The 17,924-nt window shown below is 67.1% G+C and carries 19 protein-coding genes; 4 read left to right on the top strand and 15 right to left on the bottom strand.

From position 1 onward, the window contains the following. Positions 1–20: 20 nt before the first annotated feature. A complete protein-coding gene (locus H3H55_RS09170; RefSeq protein ID WP_193098390.1) occupies positions 21–890 on the bottom strand; it encodes an RNA ligase family protein in 870 nt (289 codons plus the stop codon). 734 nt (positions 891–1,624) lie between these two features. On the opposite strand from H3H55_RS09170, the gene H3H55_RS09165 reads away from it, so the two are divergent. The 3 genes from H3H55_RS09165 to H3H55_RS09155 all read left to right on the top strand — a co-directional run bounded on the left by H3H55_RS09165 (position 1,625) and on the right by H3H55_RS09155 (position 5,201). Beyond that, complete coding sequence (locus tag H3H55_RS09165) at positions 1,625–2,773, top strand: RNA ligase RtcB family protein (protein WP_193098389.1); 1,149 nt, start codon at positions 1,625–1,627, stop codon at positions 2,771–2,773. Continuing rightward, positions 2,767–3,381 carry a peptide chain release factor H gene (gene prfH, locus H3H55_RS09160; protein ID WP_193098388.1) on the top strand — a complete coding sequence of 205 codons (615 nt, stop codon included), beginning with the start codon at positions 2,767–2,769 and terminating at the stop codon, positions 3,379–3,381. The genes H3H55_RS09165 and prfH overlap by 7 nt, the downstream gene beginning before the upstream one ends. A gap of 356 nt (positions 3,382–3,737) precedes the next feature. After that, positions 3,738–5,201, top strand: coding sequence for an MFS transporter (locus tag H3H55_RS09155; protein WP_193098387.1), 1,464 nt, complete (start codon positions 3,738–3,740; stop codon positions 5,199–5,201). A 65-nt stretch (positions 5,202–5,266) separates the two neighbouring features. On the opposite strand, the gene H3H55_RS09150 is transcribed toward H3H55_RS09155, so the two are convergent. From H3H55_RS09150 to H3H55_RS09110, 9 genes are all read right to left on the bottom strand, one after another. Continuing rightward, positions 5,267–6,028: an O-methyltransferase gene (locus H3H55_RS09150; protein ID WP_193098386.1), complete on the bottom strand. Its 762-nt coding sequence runs from the start codon at positions 6,026–6,028 to the stop codon at positions 5,267–5,269. 104 nt (positions 6,029–6,132) lie between these two features. Continuing rightward, entirely contained in the window at positions 6,133–6,429 is a 297-nt protein-coding gene (locus H3H55_RS09145; protein ID WP_193098385.1) for a 4Fe-4S dicluster domain-containing protein, read from the bottom strand. A gap of 2 nt (positions 6,430–6,431) precedes the next feature. Then, the gene (locus tag H3H55_RS09140; protein WP_193098384.1) at positions 6,432–6,740 is read right to left on the bottom strand and encodes a hypothetical protein; all 309 of its coding nucleotides are present in this window, start codon (positions 6,738–6,740) and stop codon (positions 6,432–6,434) included. Between the two features lie 12 nt (positions 6,741–6,752). Further along, positions 6,753–7,337: an RNA polymerase sigma factor gene (locus H3H55_RS09135; RefSeq protein ID WP_193098383.1), complete on the bottom strand. Its 585-nt coding sequence runs from the start codon at positions 7,335–7,337 to the stop codon at positions 6,753–6,755. 458 nt (positions 7,338–7,795) lie between these two features. Then, positions 7,796–8,689: a LysR family transcriptional regulator gene (locus H3H55_RS09130; protein ID WP_193098382.1), complete on the bottom strand. Its 894-nt coding sequence runs from the start codon at positions 8,687–8,689 to the stop codon at positions 7,796–7,798. Positions 8,690–8,785: 96 nt separating this feature from the next. After that, positions 8,786–9,613, bottom strand: a complete 828-nt coding sequence (locus tag H3H55_RS09125) for an alpha/beta hydrolase (RefSeq protein ID WP_193098381.1) — start codon at positions 9,611–9,613, stop codon at positions 8,786–8,788. Between the two features lie 236 nt (positions 9,614–9,849). Further along, positions 9,850–10,233, bottom strand: coding sequence for a VOC family protein (locus H3H55_RS09120; RefSeq protein WP_129514590.1), 384 nt, complete (start codon positions 10,231–10,233; stop codon positions 9,850–9,852). A gap of 15 nt (positions 10,234–10,248) precedes the next feature. Beyond that, positions 10,249–11,211 (bottom strand): hydroxymethylglutaryl-CoA lyase, encoded by a 963-nt coding sequence (locus tag H3H55_RS09115; RefSeq protein ID WP_193098380.1) that lies wholly within the window; start codon positions 11,209–11,211, stop codon positions 10,249–10,251. A 22-nt stretch (positions 11,212–11,233) separates the two neighbouring features. Next, positions 11,234–12,424 (bottom strand): CaiB/BaiF CoA transferase family protein, encoded by a 1,191-nt coding sequence (locus H3H55_RS09110; RefSeq protein ID WP_193098379.1) that lies wholly within the window; start codon positions 12,422–12,424, stop codon positions 11,234–11,236. A 262-nt stretch (positions 12,425–12,686) separates the two neighbouring features. Here H3H55_RS09110 and H3H55_RS09105 point away from each other — a divergent pair, with 262 nt between their 5' ends. Then, complete coding sequence (locus H3H55_RS09105) at positions 12,687–13,652, top strand: D-2-hydroxyacid dehydrogenase (protein ID WP_193098378.1); 966 nt, start codon at positions 12,687–12,689, stop codon at positions 13,650–13,652. Between the two features lie 230 nt (positions 13,653–13,882). Here H3H55_RS09105 and H3H55_RS09100 read toward each other — a convergent pair whose 3' ends face one another. The 5 genes from H3H55_RS09100 to H3H55_RS09080 form a co-directional block, all read right to left on the bottom strand. Beyond that, positions 13,883–14,095 carry a hypothetical protein gene (locus H3H55_RS09100; RefSeq protein ID WP_048243204.1) on the bottom strand — a complete coding sequence of 71 codons (213 nt, stop codon included), beginning with the start codon at positions 14,093–14,095 and terminating at the stop codon, positions 13,883–13,885. A gap of 302 nt (positions 14,096–14,397) precedes the next feature. Next, the gene (locus tag H3H55_RS09095; protein ID WP_048243205.1) at positions 14,398–14,835 is read right to left on the bottom strand and encodes a hypothetical protein; all 438 of its coding nucleotides are present in this window, start codon (positions 14,833–14,835) and stop codon (positions 14,398–14,400) included. A 165-nt stretch (positions 14,836–15,000) separates the two neighbouring features. Further along, the gene (locus tag H3H55_RS09090) at positions 15,001–15,924 is read right to left on the bottom strand and encodes an ABC transporter permease (RefSeq protein WP_193098377.1); all 924 of its coding nucleotides are present in this window, start codon (positions 15,922–15,924) and stop codon (positions 15,001–15,003) included. Beyond that, a complete protein-coding gene (locus tag H3H55_RS09085) occupies positions 15,924–16,793 on the bottom strand; it encodes an ABC transporter permease (protein WP_193098376.1) in 870 nt (289 codons plus the stop codon). Before H3H55_RS09085 ends, H3H55_RS09090 begins: the two co-directional genes overlap by 1 nt. 37 nt (positions 16,794–16,830) lie before the next feature. Next, a complete protein-coding gene (locus H3H55_RS09080; protein WP_193098375.1) occupies positions 16,831–17,910 on the bottom strand; it encodes an ABC transporter ATP-binding protein in 1,080 nt (359 codons plus the stop codon). Between the last annotated feature and the right edge of the window lie 14 nt (positions 17,911–17,924).

The following is a 17,924-nucleotide window of genomic DNA, read 5'->3' as shown; positions in this document are numbered from 1 at the left end:
GGCGCACGGCCGTGTCGTCGTTATTCTTTTGCGGGTGCGACCGGGATCGATGCCCACGTTACCGTCGGGCGCGGCGCATACAGGTCGACATCCGGCGCGAGCAGGTTCGGGATGAACGGCTGCTCCGAGTGATGGCGCGCCGAATCGAGAATGGCCTGCACGAAATCGTGGCGCACCCACTTCAGGCGCGCGGTCGTCGCGTCGTCCGTCTCGACCTTCACGTAGAGCCCTTCGGAGCGTTCCGACTTGTCGCACTGCTGCCATGCGCGTGCGAGGTCGAGCCCCTGCCGTCGCACGGTGTCCTCGAATGCGCGGCGCCAGTCCGGCGTCTTCGCGAGCGACGGACCGAGCAGTGCCTTCAGGTCGGCCAGCCGCGCCGGCGCGATGCCTTCGTACAGCACGGGCACCGAGAGCACCGGCCCGTCGGCGAGCAACGCGCGGCGCGCGGGCGTCGACAGGAAGCGGCCGGTCGCGCGGTCGAACACGTCGAACTCGAAGAAGTGATGCGGCAGCGCGTCGTAGAACACGGCGTGCTTCTTGCTCATCGTCTCGCCGTACATCACGTAGCGATCGCCGAGGCGCTCGAGCAGCCAGCCGGCATGGGCCGCGGCCCAGGTCTTCACGAAACCGAACTGCCGTTCGCGGCCGCCGCCGGCCAGATAGTGGCCGCGCGACTGCAGCAGCAGTTCGCCCGCCGGGCTGAAACTGATGCCCGTGTTCGCGCCGTCGAGCTTTTCCTCGACGACGAGGTGTGCGCCCGCGAGGGTGCGATAGGGAACGTGGTCGTGACCTTCGTCGCCGTCCTGCAGGCGCGAGCCTTCGAGGTGCGGCGTGCGCGGATAGCGGGCGAGGTCGAGCGATTGCGCGTAGGCGCGAAAATCCAGCGTCATGGTCTTTCTCCGGAAACAGGGGAAAAAGCCGACGACGTGAACGAACGGATGGGCGTGCGTTGCGGTGTCAGTGCGAGTCCGGGCGCGGCCCTGCGATCATGGTTCCGGCGCCGTGAGGCAAACGGAAACGGGCAGGACGACACGCGGCCGGGACGGCAGTCGTCGGCGTATCAGGCGAAGGGACGATTGATTGCGGGCACTTGGATCACCGATTCGATGAGGGTTCAGGGATGAAGCAGGCGGATGCTACGAAACGGCTTTTGCGCTGTCAAGCGGGATCGGATACGCCCGTCGAGGCGGCATGCATCCGTTGAACGCCTGCCGCGGCGCGCCGCACACGCGATCGATGCGCAAATGATCCGGATTCCTATGTGTGCGTTTTTCGCAACATCGAACCGGAATTCGATCGGCAATGCCCCGCCGCCCGCTTGCTGCGTCCGTTGTGCGCATGCTAGAGTCGCCGCCATTCCGATCAACCCCTCACTCGCAAGGAGAAGAAAAACATGACGTCATACCAACGCTCCTCCCGTCGCGGGTCGTAGTTCGGGTTTTTCGCGTCCGTCCGTTTCATCGTTCACGCAACGCAGCACAATGCATCGCCGTCCTGGCGATGAGCCGGATCGTTTCGATCCGGTCGTGCCGCCCTCTTCCCGACTTCAGATGTCGAGCAGCGCATGCGTGCGCTGCCCGTGCCATGGCCCGCCGTTCTTCCTTTTCATCGAACGGAAACCTCCATGGGCAATTCCATGCAATACCTGGCCGAGCGCATCACGTTGTGCGCTTGCGCCACCACCTGGATCGAAGGTGAGGCGATCCGGCAGCTCGAGCACGCTGCCACGCTCCCCGGCATGCGGCGCGTCGCCGGCATGCCCGATCTTCACCCCGGACGCGGCTACCCGGTCGGCGCCGCGTTCTTTTCGACAGGCCGGCTGTATCCGGCGCTGATCGGCGGCGACATCGGCTGCGGGATGGCGTTGTGGCAAACCGCGCTCGACGCGCGGCGCGTTAGCGCGTCGAAGCTCGCGAACCGGCTCGGCTCGATCGATGCCACGCCCGATGCAAGCTGGCAACCGCTCATCGCGGCCGCCGGGTTCGCGGATCACGCGTTCGCCGCGTCGCTCGGCACGATCGGCAGCGGCAATCATTTCGCGGAAGCGCAGCGGATCGATGCGGTGTACGACGCCGACGCCGTCGAGGCGCTCGGTCTCGAGCGCGATCGCCTGCTGTTGCTCGTGCACAGCGGATCGCGCGGCTTCGGCCAGTCGATCCTCGAGCAGCACATGCGCGAGCACGGCTACAACGGTCTCGACGAGACGGATGCCGCGTGCACGGCTTACCTTGCACGTCACGATGCGGCGTTGCGCTACGCGGTCGCGAATCGCGACCTGATCGCGCGGCGCATGCTGGCGCGCTGGCGCAGCGACGGCCGGTGCGTGCTCGACGTGAACCACAACCTGGTGAGCCGCGCGCGCGTCGACGGCGAGCCGGGCTGGCTGCATCGCAAAGGCGCGACGCCCGCCGACGCGGGGCCCGTCGTCATTCCCGGGTCGCGCGGCGACTACAGCTACCTCGTCGCGCCGGTGCGGCCCGACGATGCGGCCAGCCTCGCGTCGCTCGCGCACGGCGCGGGCCGCAAGTGGGCACGCGGCGATTGCAAGGGCCGTCTCGAACGGCGCTTCACGCCATCGCAGCTCACGCGCACGCCGCTGGGCAGCCACGTCGTCTGCGAAGACCGCGAACTGCTGTACGAGGAAGCACCGCAGGCGTACAAGCCGATCGACAGCGTCGTCGACGCGCTCGAGGCGGCCGGCCTGCTGCGCAAGCTCGCGCGGCTCGCGCCGGTGCTGACCTACAAGACCTCCGGGGAGGACCGCCGATGCTGATGCAGATTTCGTCGGCGCACGGCCCGCTGGAGTGTCAGCTCGCCACGGCCAACGCGTTGCGGCGCCTGCAGGCGGAAGCCGAAACGCGGCGTGTCGTCGTGACGGTGCTCGATGCGCAGCCCGGCGAACGGCCCGGCACGCTGCGCTCGGCGCTGCTCGATCTCGACGGCGACGGCGCGCAGGCGCTTGCGGACCGGTGGACCGGCACGCTGCAATGGATTTGCGCGAGCCCGTACCGGCTGCGCCATCCGCGCAAGAACTGGTTCATCGGCGTCACGCGCTGTGCCGATGCGGCGCCACCGCCGGACGGCGACGTGCGGTTCGAAGCCATGCGCGCACGCGGCCCGGGCGGCCAGCACGTGAACAAGACGAGCTCGGCGATCCGCGCGACCCACGTGGCGACCGGCCTGTCGGTGCGGGTGGAAAGCGAGCGCAGCCAGCATGCGAACAAGCGTCTGGCGCTGCAGTTGCTGCAGGTGCGGCTGCAGCAGGAGGCCGACCGACACGCGTCGGACGCGCGCCGGCAACGGCGGCTGCAGCATTTTGCGCTGGAGCGCGGTAACCCGGTGCGCGTGTTCCATGGGGCGGCGTTCGTGCCGGCCGATTGAGTGCGGCAGCCCGGCCGTCGGCGGCTGTTACGCCGGCGGCCGGGCAATCGGGCTCATGGTTTTCCCGGCCAGCCGGCTGCGCGCTCGCACAACCGGATCCAGCGCACAACCACCCGCCACGCAGGCTGCACCGGCCTGCCGCGCGCATGCCGGCCGCCGCGCAGTCCCTACCCTTTCTGCACGGGAAAGGACGCTTGAGACATCCGCAATTATCACGTGCCCCGGATTTGCCCACCATGTGTCGGACGATCGGCGCAGCCCGCATGGCCGGCCCTTTCACGGGCCTCGCGGTGCCTGCCGTCGCGTCGTGCGACCGGCCGCATTGCGCGACGGCATATCGATAATCAGGAGACACGATGAACAGCCAATCCCTCGATCTGGGCGGCACCGCGGGCGAGCCCGCGTCCGCCCGGGCGCCGGCCGCTCCCGCCGGCGTCGGCGCCGATGCGGCGGCCCTCCCCGCCCGCCGCGTCACGCTCGGCGATTTCATGGACGACCTGCCGGTCGGTGCATTGCACCGGTTCGTCGTCTGGGTGATCGGCATCGGGCTGTTCTTCGACATGTACGAGATCTTCCTCGTCAGCACGATCGGTTCCGCGTTGCAGAACGAATACGGATTGAGCCGGCAGAGCGCCGATTTCAAGCTGCTGCTGGCATCGGCGTTCATCGGGATGTTCGTCGGCGCGATGTTTCTCGGCAGCCTCGCCGATCGTATCGGCCGGCGCAAGGCGTTCCTGTTGACGCTCGTGTGGTACAGCGCGTTTTCGCTGGTCGGCGCGTTTTCGGTGAGCGCCGACATGCTGGTCGCGTGCCGGTTCCTGACTGGCATCGGCGTCGGCGCGATCTATCCGGTCGCCGACAGCTTCCTGTCCGAAATCCTGCCGAAGGAAAAGCGCGGACGGCTCGCCGCGTGGGCCTATACGACTTCCTATGTCGCGGTGCCGCTCGTCGGTTTCCTCGCGCTGTGGCTGAACCCGCTGCATGTGGCCGGCGTGGCCGGCTGGCGCATCATCCTCGCGATCGGCAGCCTCGGCGCAGTCTATGTGCTCCTTGTCCAGCACCGGTTGCCGGAGAGCCCGCGCTGGTTGCTCGCGCAAGGCCGCACGGCCGACGCGCACGCGGCGCTGCGGCGCTTCGCGGAAGGCACCGGCGTGCGCGTGCCTGAGCAATTCGCGGAACCGGCCGAGCCGCAGCGGCCGCTCGGGCTCGGCGAGCGCATCGCGCTGCTGCGCCGCGAACCCTACGGCGCGCGCTATGTGATGCTCGCGATCTTTCACCTGTTGCAGGGCTTCGGTTACTACGGTTTCGGCACGCTGGCCGGCACGGTCGTGAAGAGCCGCGGTTTCGACGTGACGGACAGCACGCTGTTCATCGCGCTGTCGTTCGTCGGTTATCCGATCGGTTCGCTGCTGTCGATTCCGCTGCTCAACTGGATCGAACGCCGCACGCTCGTGATCGTGTCGATCCTGTCGATCGCGGTATTCGGGCTCTGCTTCGCGTATTCGGGCAATACCGTGCTGATCGTCGGCTTCGGGTTGCTGACGACCTGTGCGTCGAACGTGTTCAGCAACGCGTATCACGTGTACCAGGCCGAGATCTTTCCGGCGCGTGTACGCTCGACGGCGATCGGCAGTACGTACGCGCTGTCGCGCATCGTCAGCGGCGCGCTGCCGTTCGTATTGCTGCCGGTGCTCGTCAGCCACGGCGCGGGCGCGATGTTCGGCGTGATCTCGATCGCACTCGGCATCGTCGCGGTCACGCTGCGCGTGCTCGGGCCGCTGACCACGCGGCGCAGCCAGGATGAGATCAATCCGGTTTGAGCGTGTGCCAACCGATGGCGGGCGCAGTCCGACGCGAGATGCGTGTCGATCGATGGCTGCGCCCTTCAGTCCGGGCCTGCGCGGCAAGGATCCGTTGACGACATTCCCGCTTGAGAAACGACGACCGTGAATTCGATCCCCGATTCAAAATTCAATGTCATGGTGGAGAACCGCGGATCGTCATCGAGGTAGTGCTTGTACGGTCGAACGGCGTCCTCGGCCGTGTACATGTTGTCGGCCAGGACGATCGATCCCGGGCGCAGCAGGCGCTCGATCCCCTTGAACAACTTCAGATAGGCGTCGGCCCATACGTCGATGAAGACCATGTCGAAGCGACCGTCCAGTTCAGCAACGGTCTCGAATACATCGCCCTCGCGCAGGTCGACATGGGCGTCCAGGCCCGCCGCCCTGACGTGATCGCGCAATCGTGCGCACTTGAGCGCATCGCGTTCGGTCGCGACGACCACGCCACGGCCCAACGTGCGCAGCGCCTCGGCGAAATACAGCGTGGACACGCCGCACGAACTGCCGAGCTCGAGGATTCTGGCCGGCCGTTGCGAGAGCACCATGTTGCGCAAGAATCCTCCCGTTTCCGGCGACACGGCCAACGATAACGAACTGCCTTGCGACGACTCGAAGTCGTCGGTGGACAGCCCGAGCGTTTCGAGAAACCGCCCCCGCAGACGGGGGGCGATCGCGTCGTATTCGTCGGCTAACGACAGGAAATCCTCGTTCGATCCCTGGAACTGCGCGCGGGCGCGGGCGATGATTTCGGTCCGGCTCTCTTCGTGGAGCCGTCGCAGAAGACCGAGGGTGGGTGAAGCCATGTGCGTTCCTGGACGAGATTGATCACGTCGACGCGGTATCCGGCGACTGCGCGTCCCGTCAGGGTTGCTGCGCAGTCGCTCGATCGCGGCGATACACGGGGTTGCTAAACCGTTCGGGCGAGCGTGATGGCGTGCTCGGGGCACGCCGTCACACACAGTCCGCATGACCGGCACGCATCCGCGTTCGGCGTGTAGGCGACTTTCATGCCATGCACGCGCAGCTTCAAGCGATGCATCAGATCAAGGCCGACGTAATCGGCGTTGTCGATGCGACGGATCTCGAACACGTTCTCAGGGCACACCTCGACGCAATCCCCTTTGCCTTCGCAACGCTTCAGATCGACGACCGGCGCGATCACGCCCGGTTTCTGTTTGCAGTCGCCCGTTGATGTTTCGCGCACGTTCACTCTCCCGTGGGCCGGTTGCTGCCGGCTTGCCACGCGGTCCGGAAATGCTCGCGTTCCTCGGGTGTCATGGATTCCCACTTGCGCCAGTGGCGCCGGCCGCGCCAGCCGTGGTGTCCGCGGAATCCGCCGAACAGGATGCGGCTCAACACGAGCAGGCCCAGCGCATGGGCGAAGTCGATCGTCCGGGCGCCGACGAACAGCGCCGGAATCACCCAGTTCCATAACATCATGACGACCCATCCGAGCACGCCTATGGCGATCACGACGAACAGCGCCTTGCCCGCACATCTGATTCGAAATTTCATCTGTCGACTCCTCTAGGTATTGTCCAATTCGTCATAAATGAGCTGCAGCCGGGCACGCAGATGCAAGACCGCATAGCGTTTGCGAGCGAGCAGCGTATTGAGCGCGACACCGCTTTGCGCGGCCATCTCCTTGAAGGACTGGCCGTCCAGTTCGTGCGCGACGAATACCTCGCGCTGATTCGCCGGCAACTCGTCGAGCGCATCCTGCAACGCCTTGAGCAAGAGCGTGCGAGCGTAGAGCGCTTCGGGGCCGGCATCGTGTGCCGGTAGCGCAAGGTCCAGGCGATACTCGCTGTTCGCTTCGTCGTCGGCGTCGAACAGGTCCGTCAGCGGCTGCTCCTTCTTCTTGCGAAAGCGGTCGACGATACGGTTGCGCGCGGCACGGAACAGCCACGCGCTCACCTGTTCAATGGGCGCGGGAAGCCGGTAAGCCTGAACGAATTCGTGAAACACATCCTGCAGAATGTCCTCGGCATCGTCCGGATCGCGTATCCGACGCCGGATAAAGCTCACGAGTCTCGTTCGCTCACGCGTCACTATCGCGGTGATGTCGCGGTCTGGGTCGGTCATCGTGCGTGAAGTGGGTGGCGATTCCATGTGCCTGAAGACGTTTCAGGCGCGCGAATATTGTGTCGAGTGCGAAAAATGACTGCCGAACGCGTCGGCTTCACGGGGACGCCGCCAAGCCAGGGGAATACTTGTTTGTCCGGCCCGGAGGTCATCGCCGACACAGCCGGGAACGGTGTAAAGATAGTGCAAGGAACGAATCCGCGACGACAACGCGGAAAATACGCTTCGCGGCAGCGAAACGTGCGGGCGGCACGCGCGTGCCCCGGCATCGGTCTTCCCGGGGAGAGATGGGCAAGCGCGTGCCGTGCTCGCGATTGTCGGCTGCAATCGAACCGTACCCCGCGACAGTCGTTCGCGGTCGTCTGCCGGTCGGTCTGGCGCGGATGTGTCGAATCGGCTTCCTGCGGCGGTGGGCTGAACGCGCACCGATGATCGCACTTCCTCGAAGCCGCACCGCGCCAACTTCTACCGCTTGCGGGCTGGCCTCAACGCGCCGACATGAAATCGAACAGCTTCGCGATATCGGTCGACAGCACGGTGCCGGCCTTCACGCCGACCCACAGCGTGCGCGTCGCCCATGCATCGTCGAGCTTCACGACCCCGAGCCGCGCCGCGCGCTCGCCGGTCACGGCATCGCGCGGCAGGATGCCGATGCCGAGCCCCGCCTCGATCATCCGGCTCACGCCGTCGAAATTCGATACCTGGATCCGCAGCTTCAGCGAACGCTCGACCGCAAACGCGGCGTCGGTCATGCGCGCGAGCAGCGAACTGCCGTCGCTGAGCCCCACGTAGTCCTCGTCGAGCGTGTCCGCGAAGCGGATGCTGTCGCGCGTGGCGAATCGATGCGTGCGCGGCACGAGCAGCACGAGTTCGTCGCGCCGATACAGCCGCCGTTCGATGCCGGGCGCCGGCACGTTGTCGGCGAACACGCCGAGATCGGCCTTGCCGGACGCGAGCGCATCGACGATCTCGTGGCTCAGCCGTTCCTCGAGACTCACCTTGATGCCCGGATTGACGGTGAGGAACGCGGCGAGATCGGCGGGCAGGAACTGGACGATCGCGGACGTGTTGGTCCATACGTGGACATGGCCGCGCACGCCGGCGACGTAGTCGCTCATCTCGTGCGCCATCCGGTTGACCTGCTCGATCACCTTCGCCGCGTGGTCGAGCAGTGCGCGGCCCGCGGGCGTCAGCTCGACGCCGCGTGCATGCCGCACGAACAGCGCGCTGCCTGTCACGCTTTCAAGCTCGGCGATGCGCTTGCTGACCGCGGACAGCGTGAGCTGGCCGTGTTCGGCGGCCTTCGTCAGGCTGCCGTGCTCGGCGACGAGCGCGAACACGCGCAGCGACTGCAGATCGAAATGAAGCGGGTTCACCATGTCGTGGGTCCTGGGAAGGCCGTTCGGCGCAAGCAAATCGTCGCGGCGGCCTGACGCCGATCATACGCCCGGCCATGTGCGCGCGATATGGCGCGGCTAGCGCGGCGCGATTGCCTGCAACACGGCGAGCATTTCGCCGTGCGGGTTCGCGAGATCGTCGAGCACGTCGAAGTGCTTCATGCCCGGCAGCCGCACGTGCGCGATCGGTTCGCCGGCTGCGTCGCATGCCGCCGCATAGTCATGCGCTTGCCGAATCAGTTCGGGCAGTTCGGCGTCGCCGACCGCGACGACGGTCGGCACGCCCGGCCCGATATGGCGCAGTGGGCTGCAGGTATCGATTTCGTGCGCGGTGAGCTGCAGCTTGTCGTTCAGGCAGCACAGCGAGATCGGTTCGAGATCGACGAGCGGGCTGATCGCAAGCGCCGATACGACGGCCGGATGCGCGCGATGCATGGCCGTCAGGTGGCCGCCTGCCGAGTGGCCGCTCAGGTGGATCGGCCGCCGCGCGGTGCCCAGGCCGTCGGGATCGGCGGCGAGGTAGTCGAGCAACGCGCCGATCTCGGCGACGATATCGGCCATCGACGCGGCCGGTGCCAGCGTGTATTCGGCGAGCACGACGTCGAAACCATGCGCGAGCGGCCCGCTCGCCGCGTACGCGAAATCCTCTTTCGCGCAGTGCTGCCAGTAGCCGCCGTGAATGAACACGAACAGCGGCGCGCCCGGTTGCCCGCACGACAGCCAGTCGAAGCGCTGCGCGGGGCGCGTGCCGTAACGCAGGTCGCGGCGGCCCAGCGTCGCGTCGTAGAGTGCCGCGCTGCGCGCCTGGCACGATGCGAGCACGGCCGGGAAATCGGGAATGGCCTTCGTGTTCAGGTAGGCGGCGTCGAGCGCCGCGCGGTCCATGCCGCGATAGAGGATCGTCATTCGGGGAGCACCTGGGTCGGGTTGCGGATGCGCGGGGCAGGTTCGCCCTCCCCGCTGCGAAGGCGGCGGCAGTGCCGACGCCGTTGCGTCATTATCCGCAGCGTGGCCGGGGCCGGCTATCCGGAATCGGCGGGCGCGGTGCTGATCTGTCCGCTTTCGGCGAAGGACTGCGGCCCCGGACGGAGCGATACGCCGACGCGGCGCGGCCGGCGACGCGAACGGTCCGCCGCCGCCAGTCAGATCAACTCGGAGATCTCGATCAGGTTCAGGTCGGGATCGCGCACGTACACCGAGCGGATTTTCTGCGTCGCGCCGGTGCGCTCGACCGGCCCTTCGACGATCGGCCAATCGACGCGCTTCAGGTGCGCGATCACGTCGTCGAGCGGCACCGATGCGATAAAACACAGGTCGAGCGCACCGGGCACCGGCACATGCGCTTTCGGTTCGAACTCCGCGCCGCGTACGTGCAGGTTGATCTTCTGGTTGCCGAAGCGAAACGCGAGCCGGCCGGCACCGAAGGTTTCGAGCTGCATCTGCAGCACCTCGGTATAGAAATGCCGGGTCCGCTCGGGATCGACGCAGGTCAGCACGAGATGGTCGAGGTGGTCAATCAGCGCCATGGGGTTCGCTCCTGTTCACGAGAAAGCGCGTTGCGCGGGCATGTCGCCGGCGTCGGCGCGCGGTGGCGGATGAAGATCCGAGCGGCGCCCGGCCTTCAGGATCTGGCTCGGCACGTCATGCCCGATCAGCGCGGGCAGCCGTGCCGATGCGGCGAGCACGGCCGCGAGATCGATGCCCGTATCGTAGCCGTCGAGGTCGAGCATGTGCACGAGTTCCTCGGTGCAGGCGTTGCCGGTCGCGCCCGGTGCGTACGGGCAGCCGCCGAGCCCGCCGAGCGACGCATCGAAGCGGTCGATGCCGGCATCGAGCGCCGCGAGCGTGTTCGCGAGCGCCATCCCGCGCGTATTGTGAAAATGCAGCGCGAGCTGCAACGTGCCGAAGCGCTCGCGCGCGTGCTCGGCCAATGCGCGCACCTGCGACGGAAACGCCATGCCCGTCGTGTCGCACAGCGTGAAGCCGTGCACGCCGAGATCCGCGAAGCGCTGCATCCACGCGAGCACCGTTTCGGCCGGGACGTCGCCTTCCATCGGGCAGCCCATCGCGGTCGACAGCGACACGTTGATCGCGGTACCCGTGCCGCGCACCGCGTCGATCACGTCGCGCAGTTGCGCGAACGATTGCTCGCGCGTCATCCGCAGGTTCGCGCGGTTGTGGCTTTCGCTCATCGACATCACGAGGTTCACTTCGTCGACGCCGCACGACAGCGCGCGCTCGGCGCCGCGCACGTTCGGCACGAGTACCGTATAGACGATGCCCGGCGCGCGCACGATGCCGTGCATCACGGCCTCCGCGTCGCGCAGTGCGGGGATCGCCTTCGGCGACGTGAACGACGTGACCTCGATCTTCGCGTAGCCGCATGCGCTCAGCGCATCGACGAGCGCGATCTTGTCGTCGGTGTCGACGAATGCCGCTTCGTTCTGGAAACCGTCGCGTGTCGCGACTTCCTGGATGTAGAGCCGTTTGCGTTGCGTGCTCATGTCGTCGTCTCCCGTATTCCGTTCAGATCACGCCGCGCGTGCGCCAGTCGCCGCGCGTCGCGGCATCGATGCCGATCGATTCGAGCACCGCATCGGTATCCGCGCCGAGCGCGGGCGCCGCGCGCTCGATGCGCCCGGGCGTCGCGCCGAGTTTCGGCACGATGCCCGGCACCAGCACGGGTGTGCCGTCGGGCAGCGCGGCGTCGACGATCATGTCGCGTGCGCGGTAATGCGGGTCGGCCGCGATGTCCGCGACGTCGTAGATGCGCCCGGACGGAATGCGCGCTTCGTTCAGCGCGGCCAGCACGTCGTCGAGATCGTGGCGCGCGCTCCACGCGCCGATCGCCGCGTCGATGCGCTCGACCTGTGCGACACGCCCGTCGTTGTGCGCGAGCGCGGGATCGTTGCCCAGATCGGGCCGGCCGATCAGCTCCATCAGGCGCCGGAAGATGCTGTCGCCGTTACCGGCGATCAGCGCGTACTTGCCGTCGCGGCAGCGATACGCGTTGGTCGGCGCGATGCCGGGCAGGCTGCTGCCGGCCGGCTCGCGCACCGCGCCGAATGCCGAGTATTCGGGCAGCAGGCTTTCCATCATGTTGAACACCGATTCGTACAGCGCGACGTCGACGACCTGCCCCTTGCCGCCCTGCTGCTCGCGATGCCGCAGCGCGAGCAGCACGCCGATCACGCCGTGCAGCGCCGACAGCGAATCGCCGAGCGAGATGCCGACGCGCACCGGCGTGCGGCCGGGTTCGCCGGTCAGGTGCCGCAGGCCGCCCATCGCCTCGGCGATCACGCCGAAACCGGGGCGGTCGCGGTACGGGCCGGTCTGTCCGAAACCGGACACGCGCAGCATCACGAGCCCCGGGTTGATCGCGGACAGCGCGTCCCAGCCGAGCCCCCAGCCTTCGAGCGTGCCGGGCCGGAAGTTCTCGATCAGCACGTCGGTCTCGGCGACCAGACGGCGCACGACGTCCTGTCCTTCGGGTGTACGCAGGTCGAGCGTGAGCGAGGTCTTGTTGCGCGACTGCGCGGCCCACCAGACCGATGTGCCGTCGTGCAGCAGCCGCCATTTGCGCAGCGGGTCGCCGAGGCCGGGCGGCTCGACCTTGATCACGTCCGCGCCGAATTCGGCGAGCATCCGGCCCGCGAACGGCCCGGCGATCAGTTGGCCGAGTTCCAGCACGCGGATGCCGTCCAGGGGTCGCGTCATGACTGTCTCCGATGAAAGCGTGTTGTCGATGACGGCGATCATGACGGCGTTCGCGCACGGCGAAAATCGATCGATGCTCAACCAGCCTTTCCGAAACGGAAAGGCGCTGGCCGGTGCGATTGCCGCAGCCGTTCTCGTGCGGGTGCGTCAGCCTTTCCATCCGGGAAAGCGCGCTCGCGCAACGGTCAAACGACGGCGCGCAAACCGGCGGCAGAATCGAACCCGTTCCGCGCCCGCCGGGCGCCTGTCAGCGAGACCCGCCATGTTTTCTGTTTCCTCTCCCGCGAAGATCGTGTTTCTCGACCGCGCGACGCTGTCGCCGCAGACCGTACTGAAGCCGTTCCCGTTTCCGCACGAACTGCATGCGTTCGAACGGACGGCCGCGCATGAAGTCGCGGCGCGCATAACCGATGCCGACATCGTCGTGACCAACAAGGTGCGGCTCGATGCGGCGGCACTCGCCGGCGCACGGCGCGTGCGCATGATCGCGATCGCCGCGACGGGGACCGACATCGTCGATCTCGACGCGTGCGCGTCGCGCGGAATCGTCGTGAGCAACATACGCGGGTATGCGGTCCGCACGGTGCCCGAGCATACGTTCGCGCTGATCTTCGCGCTGCGCCGCAGCGTCGTCGCTTATCGCGATGCGGTGCGCGCGGGGCGCTGGCTCGACAGCGGGCAGTTCTGCTTCTTCGACCATCCGATCCGCGACCTGGCCGAGTCGACACTCGGGATCGTCGGCGACGGCGTGCTCGGGCGCGCGGTGGCCGGCATCGCGCGTGCGCTCGACATGCGCGTGCTGTTCGCGGCGCACGGCGATGCCGACGGCGCCGACTACGCGCCGCTCGACACGCTGCTGCGCGACAGCGACGTGATCACGCTGCACTGCCCGCTCACGCCCGCGACGCGGCACCTGATCGACGCGGCCGCATTCGCGCGGATGACGCGCCGGCCGCTGCTGATCAATACCGCGCGCGGCGGGCTGGTGAACGAAAGCGCGCTGGTCGATGCGCTGCAGTCGGGACAGATCGCGGGGGCGGGGTTCGACGTGGTCACGCAGGAGCCGCTGCCGGCCCTGCATCCGTTTCACGCGATCCTGTCGCATCCGGCGTTCATCCTGACGCCGCACGTCGCATGGGCGAGCGAGGAAGCCATGCAGGCGCTCGCCGATCAGCTCGTCGACAACATCGCCGCGTTTGTGGCGGGCGAACCGCGGCATGTGGTGTGACTCGTGTGATGCACGCCGCTGAGCGAGATCGTTTCAACCGCGCAAACAGAAAAGCCCCGCTCGATTGCTCGAAGCGGGGCTTTCTGAATGAGGGGCTGCTTACGCCAGCGACTCGGCACGTGCCGGGTTCGTGCATCCGCGCTGTCTTGCGGCCGGTTTCCGAATGCCTAGTGGGTTCTACTCTGAGGAATTCAGACCGACGGGGATGCAGGGCGACCCGGAAAAGCGGCTTAGTAAGCAGACATCTCGACGCAAGGATCGACCTTGGACGGCGAGCAGATGACCGAATACTTGGCGCTCTCGCGCATCAGCGCTTCGCCTTCGTGCAGTGCGATCTTGATCTCGGGGTGACGCTCGTACGCGAGGAATGCCGAGCACACGACCGCGGACATCACGATCAGGGAAAACACAAATTTTTCAAGGGTTTGGAAACGTTCAGGCATGGTTTGACCTTTCTCTTAGCCTGTGATTATACCCTGAGATAAGGGTTTTCCCTATAACCCGGCCCGCATACCGAGGATGCCTTCGAGCAATGGCGGGCCCAGTGCTTGCGCCCTTTTTTAGTTGATCCGTGCTTGAGCGCCGGTCGCGGGCGCCGAACGACACCTGCCCGTGCGCGGGTGGTGCTCGCACGGGCAATCGTCATCGATGGATTGCTGTCAGCGGAGCGCATGGAAAGGCGCGGCTTTCATGAACGAGAAACCGTGCGCGGCAGGAAGGAAGTGAACAGCCCGCCGCCGGCGCATCACTGCGGCGCCGACGCGCCGCTTGCCGCGTCGCCGTGCCACGCCTTGCCGATCTGGTCGATCAGCGATTTCGCGGTGCCGGTCGCGAGCGCCGCGTCGACGCCCGACGTCTGCCAAGAGCCGTCGGCGGCCTTCACGAAGGTCAGGTTCGCACGCGACGGCGAGTAGTCGGCATTGCGCCACGTGACCACGACGTCGCACGAGTACGTGCGGTCACCGAGCTTCTTGCAGTCGCCGTCGGGCTTCGCCGACACGACATCGGCCGATACCGGCAGCGGCTGGCCGAACAGCGCGTTCAGGCCGCCGTGGTTTTCCGCTTCGAGCGCGCGGCGCACCGCGGCGTCGACGTCGCTCGATCCGGGGCCGTCGTGGAGCAGGTTGCAGGCGGCCAGCAGGGTCGATGCACAGCCGAGTGTCAGCAGCGTTTGAAACTTCATGGATATCCGTCAATCGAGTGAGCGTCGGGTGGCGCGCGGCGACATGCACGAACGCAGCCGCCAGGCCGGTACGCCGCGTAGTCTGCAACGTCCGCGCGTCGTTCGCGGTATCCATTTGTAACCAATTGCACGGACGCGCAGCGGCACGGCGCACCCTCTTCTCTTCTACTGCCGCTCGTGCTTCACGCGGCTGACGAGCTGCGTCGGGCTGACGAACTGCAGCGCGATCACGACCCACACGAGCGTGATGGCCATGTAGATCATCGCCATCGCGTCGATCGACTGCGGCGCGCGCACGCCGGTCGAGAACACCGCGTAATACAGCGCGACGACGAGCGTCTGCGTGCTGGGGCCCGCAGTGAAGAACGTCAGTTCGAACATCCCGATTGTCCGAACCAGCACGAGCAACCCGGCCGCGAGCATGCCGGGCACGAGCAGCGGCAGCAGCACATGGCGGAAATAGCGCCACGTGTTCGCGCCGAAGACCCGCGCGGCGGCTTCGAGATTCGGATCGATCTGCTCGATGAACGGCGTCATCACGAGGATCACGAACGGCAGCGCCGGCACGAGGTTCGCGAGGATCACGCCCGGCAGCGTACCGGCGAGCCCGACCTTGTACATCACGGTCGCCATTGGAATCCCGTACGTGACGGGCGGCACCATCAGCGGCAGCAGGAACACCAGCAGCGCGAAGCGCTTGCCGCGAAACTGCACGCGAGCCAGTGCATACGCGGCCGGCACGCCGAGCGCGATCGACAGCAGCACGACCGCGCCGACGACCTCGACGGTCACCCACAGCACGCTCGCGAGCTGGAAATCCTCCCACGCCTTCGCATACCAGCGCAGCGTGAAGCCTTGCGGCAGCGGCGTGCCGAACCAGCGGGTCGCGACCGAGTTCACCGCGACAGTCGCGATCAGCAGCATCACGTTCAACAGGAAGAACGCCATCAGCCCCCAGACGAGCGCCTTCCACGCGCGACCGGCGAGATTGCTTCTCATCTTTTGCGGTTTCCTCTCGTCGACGGGCCGTGCATCGGGCGCGTCCTGTTTCGGCGGCCAGGCTCGCGCGGCATGATTGTCGATCGCCATCAGCCCTTGCCTCCCGTCACCGCGCCCGTATAGAAGAAGCGACGCGCGCCGAGCATCGATGCGACCACCAGCAACTGCACGAAGCCCATCACGATCGCGATCGCCGACGCGAGCGAATAGTCGTAGCTCTCGAACGCGGCCTCGGCCGCCGCGATCGAGATCACGCGCGTCGGCCCGGCCGGCGCGCCGAGCAGTACGGCCGACGGGAACACCGAGAACGCCTGCACGAACGACAGGCACGCGGCCATCGTGAGCCCCGGCACGAGCAGCGGCAGGTAGATCTGCCGGAACTGCTGCCACGGGTTCGCGCCGAGCGTCGCCGCCGCGCGCGCGAGCGTCGGGTCGATGCCGCTGATGTACGACAGCATCAGCAGGAACGCGAATGGAAAGCCCGATACGATCAGCGACAGCAGCACGCCCCAGTAGTTGTGCGTGAGGCGAACTTCATCGGTGTACAGGTGCAGCCCCTGCAGCGCCTGCGGGAACCAGCCGTTCGGCCCGAAGTACGTGAGCATCCCGTCGGCGACGAGCACCGTGCCGAGCGTGACGGGAATCACGAGCAGCGTCGTGACGAACTTCTGGTACGGCGAATTGCGGCGCAGCGCGAACGCGACGGGCACCGACACGCCGACGTTGATCAGCGTGGCCGGCACCGCGAGCTTCAGCGTGACGAGCACGGTCGGCCACATCGCGGTATCGGTGAAGAACTGCACGTAGTTCGCGAGCGCGCCGCCGCCGTTCATCGGCTGGAACGACAGCACGAGGCCGTACGCGAACGGGTAGATGAACAGCGCGGCGATGAACGCGAGCGCGGGCGTGACGAGCCAGGCCTTAGTGTCGCGCGGCGTGCCGGTCGCGAGCGCGCTCATGCGGCCTCCCGGCATGACGGCGCTGAGGACGGGCCGCTCATGTCGGCTCTCCCGGATAGACGAGCGTGCGCGACGGCGCGACGCGCAGCCGCAGCCGCTCGCCTTCCGCGAATTCGCCGGCCACGCGCGCCCAGATCGGGCCGAACGGCGTGACCGCGCGGATCAGCGAATCGCGGCCGCCGTACTCGACCGTTTCGACCGTCGCGTCGAACGTGTTGTCGCCGGCGTCGTCCGCGCGCTCGATGTCGTCGGGGCGCAGCGCGACCACGACGTCCTTCGCGTCGAAGCCGGCCATCGGCACGCCCGCGATGCGCACGCCGCCGGCCGTGACGTTCACGTAGTCGCCGGCCATCCCTTCGAGCGTGAACGGCAACACGTTGCGATAGCCCATGAAGCGCGCGACATGCAGGTTGTGCGGACGCGTGTAGACGTCCTTCGGCGACGCAACCTGCTGCACGACACCCTCTTTCATCACGACGATGCGATCGGCCATCGACAGCGCCTCGTCCTGGTCGTGCGTCACGTAGATCGTCGCGCGTTCGAGCTGCGTGTGGATGCGGCGGATCTCCGCGCGCATCTCGATGCGCAGCTTCGTGTCGAGGTTCGACAGCGGCTCGTCCATCAGCACGAGCGGTGGCTCGATGACGATCGCGCGCGCGATCGCGACGCGCTGCTGCTGCCCACCCGACAACTGCCCGGGCAGCTTGCCCTCGTGGCCGACGAGCTGCACGAGTTCGAGCGCCTGCTGCGCGCGCCGCCGCGTTTCCTGCTTCGGCACGCCGCGCATCTTCAGGCCGAAACCGACGTTGTCGAGCACCGACATGTGCGGAAACAGCGCGTAGTTCTGGAACACCATCCCGAAGCCGCGGCGCTCGGGCGGCAGCACGTCGATGCGCGTGTCGTCGAGCCAGATGCCGCCGCTCGTGAGCGGCTGCAGCCCCGCGATGCAGTTGAGCGCGGTCGACTTGCCGCAGCCCGACGGGCCGAGCAGCGCGATGAACTCGCCGCGCCGGATCTCGAGGTCGAGCCCGTTCAGCGCGGCGACCGGCGCGCCTTGTGCGTTGGTGAAACTGCGGCACACGTCGTCGAGACGCAACCGTTCGAAACTGTGCTTCATTGCGCGAACTCCAT

It is taken from the genome of Burkholderia sp. Z1, assembly GCF_014893795.1.
GTDB lineage: Bacteria > Pseudomonadota > Gammaproteobacteria > Burkholderiales > Burkholderiaceae > Burkholderia > Burkholderia theae.
This window is presented reverse-complemented; position numbering and strand designations above follow the sequence as displayed.